Origin of the sequence: Streptomyces sp. NPDC058964, assembly GCF_042741275.1 — a bacterium.
Lineage (GTDB): Bacteria > Actinomycetota > Actinomycetes > Streptomycetales > Streptomycetaceae > Streptomyces.
Map to the genome: position 1 here is coordinate 1 of NZ_JBHYKH010000786.1, position 2,808 is coordinate 2,808.

At 73.2% G+C, this 2,808-nt stretch carries 2 protein-coding genes; both read right to left on the minus strand.

All coding sequences use genetic code 11. The annotated features are described in order from the left end of the window. Positions 1-1,143 (minus strand): SUMF1/EgtB/PvdO family nonheme iron enzyme (locus ACFW2E_RS44695; RefSeq protein WP_384477292.1); only part of this gene is annotated, 1,143 nt, incomplete at its 3' end. Next, on the minus strand, positions 1,140-2,486 hold the full coding sequence (egtA, locus tag ACFW2E_RS44700; protein ID WP_384477294.1) for an ergothioneine biosynthesis glutamate--cysteine ligase EgtA: 1,347 nt from the start codon (positions 2,484-2,486) through the stop codon (positions 1,140-1,142). The genes ACFW2E_RS44695 and egtA, both read right to left, overlap by 4 nt. Positions 2,487-2,808 lie beyond the last annotated feature (322 nt).

Sequence of the window (2,808 nt, forward strand, 5' to 3'; positions counted from 1 at the left end):
GACCCCGGTATCGGTCTGTCTGTCGCTCCCCGCACACGCCCCCCCGTCACCGACCACCTGCCGCACGCCGAGCGGCGACTCACCGGCCGGATAGCTGCCGGCCGGGGCCGGCCGCAGATGCCGCTGGCCGAGGTTGGCGTGCTCCGGCCCCGGATCGGCGTCGCCCCACGGGTAGCGCGTCGAGCGGTCCTGGACGGGGTCGTGCCGGGCCGCCTTCTCCCACTCCGCCTCGGTGGGCAGCCGGCGTCCGGCCCAGCGGGCGTAGGCATCCGCCTCGTACCAGCTCACGTGCAGCACCGGCTCGTCGGGCGGTACGACCTCGGTGACGCCGAAGCGGCGTCTGAGCCACTGCCCGCCGTCGCGGCGCCAGAACAGCGGCGCCGTGATCGTGTGCCTGCGTATGTGCTCCCAGCCCTCCGGCGCCCACCAGCGCTCGTCGTCATAGCCGCCGTCCTCGATGAACGCCTGGTAGGCGGCGTTCGTCACGGGGGCGGTGTCGATGTGGAAGGGCGCGACCTCTTGCCGGTGCGCCGGGCGTTCGTTGTCCAGCGCCCACGGCTCGGTGGAGGTGCCCATGGTGAACGGACCGCCGGGCACGAGGACTTCGACGGGCCCGGTGAACGGCGGTGCCGGTGCCGGGTCCGGGGCGGTCAAGGCCGGTGCGCCCGTGCGGAGCTGATGGGTGATCAGCATCGTCTCGTCGTGCTGCTGTTCGTGCTGCGCGATCATCCCGAAGGCGAAGCCCGCCTCGGTCAGCCGGGTGCCGTGGAACGCCGTGCTCTCCAGCAGGTCCATGGCCCGGCCGCGCACCTCGGCCGCGTACCTGCGTGCCTCGGCGGGCGGCAGCAGCGGCAGGGAGGGCCGCTCGGCGCGCGGGTGCTCGAAGGCGTCGTAGAGGCTGTCGATCTCGGGCCGCATCGCCTCCCGGCCGCCGACCGCCCGCAGCAGCCACAGCTCCTCCTGGTTGCCGATGTGGGCGAGGTCCCACACCAGCGGGGACATCAGCGGCGAGTGCTGCGCGACGAGGTCCGGTTCGTCGACGCAGGAGGTGAGCAGCGTGGTGCGGTCACGGGCCGTGGTGAGCGAGGCCAGCGCGCGCCCGCGCAGCTCCTCGGTATCGGTCTCCGTCTCGGGGGCGGTCATGTGCGGATGTCCTTCCCGTGGCTGGTGGGGGTGACCTCGTTCGGGCGCGGCCGGGACCGGGCGGGGTCCGTGCCGCGCAGGGGGTCCAGCAGGTCGTCCGCGGGGCAGCGGCCCCGGGCGACATAGCGGTCGTGGTACGCGGCGACGGCCTCCGTGACGCCGGGGGTCGCGCCGAGGCGGGGCAGGGCCTCCAGGGCCGCCGCGAAACAGGCGTCGGCGGCCTCGCGCAGCTCGGGGTCGGCGAGCCCGCTGCGGGCCGCGTCGAGCCACAGCGGGTTGTTCGGAGCCGGCCGCGACAGGCCGCGCTCGGCCAGCGGCTTCACGGTCCGGTACGCGGTCTCGGCCGCCTCCGGGTCGTCGAAGAGCGCGGCCGTCACCGCGAGCGGCACGATCCACCCGTCCTCGCCCGGCTGTGCGTCGATCATGCGCAGTTCCAGGTGGCCGCGTGGTCTGACCGGCGGGAACAGCGTCGTGACGTGGTAGTCGAGGTCCTCCCGGGTCGGCGGCCGGGGCGTCCCCGACCGGGTCCACTCCCGGAAGGTGAGGCCCTCGGGCACATGCCACGGGCCGCCGTCCTGCCGTACGCACATCACCGGGGCGTCCAGGACGTGGCGGGCCCACGCGGCGCGCGGCTCCCCGTCCAGCCGGGGCGCACCCGCCCGGCCGGCGCCGATCTCCATCCACAGCAGCTGCCGGGTGGACAGCCAGCCCGTGGGCCGGCGTTCGACGAGCGGGGAGTTGGCGAACGCGGCCACCAGGACCGGGCCCAGCTGGTGTGCCAGCCACCAGCGGCGGCCGTGGCCCAGCGGGCCGGGCTCCTCGTACCCGGCGTCGACGCACACCTGGACGGAGGCCGAGGCGCACATCATGTGACGGCCCGCCGTGCCCGTGCGGTCCAGGCAGGTCTCCATCGCGTCGTAGCGCGGCTGGCGCAGGAACCGGCGGGGCGAGCTCCAGGGTTCGTGGCCGATGCCGACGAGGGCGAGACCGTCCTCGGCCAGGACGGCGCGTACGGCGTCCAGGTCGGCGGAGACGGTGCCGATGCACTCCATCAGCGAGGCGGCGGGCGGCGAACTCAGCTCCAGCTGGCCGCCGGGCTCGACGGTGAGCGCCGACCTGAGGGGGACGGCACGCAGTGCGGCGTAGGCCGCTTCGAGCCGTTCGGGTGTCACGGGGAGCTGCGGCGCGCGCAGCTCGTGGATCAGCCATTCCACTTCTACCCCGAGGGAACGGGGTGGTCCGGTCTTGAAGCAGATGCCCCGGACCAAGGCCTCCACCTCGGCTTCGGTGAGGGCGGTTCGGGGCTCTGTACAGTCAGTACAGTCACTTACCGAATCGGGCATATCGGGATCCTCTCAGAGATTCCGTGATGCCACCGCTCCGGTGTTTCGAACGGCCGGCTCGGCAGCACTCGTCCCACCCAAGACCCTCGCGCCGCTTCGCACAAGAGTGCACATCGGCGCGTCAGGGATCCGTAATCTCCGTTTCCTGCGTGATTCCCGAGGCCGGGAAACTCTGTTGCACGGCGGGACCAGCATCGCTCACGATGCGTTCATGAGCACGACGGGGGACGTCGCACGGCGCGCGTTCATGGCGCACCCGGGGGTGGTGCCCAGTTCGCGCGCCAGCGCGGGATCGCACACGAAAAGGTAAGGATCACCGCGG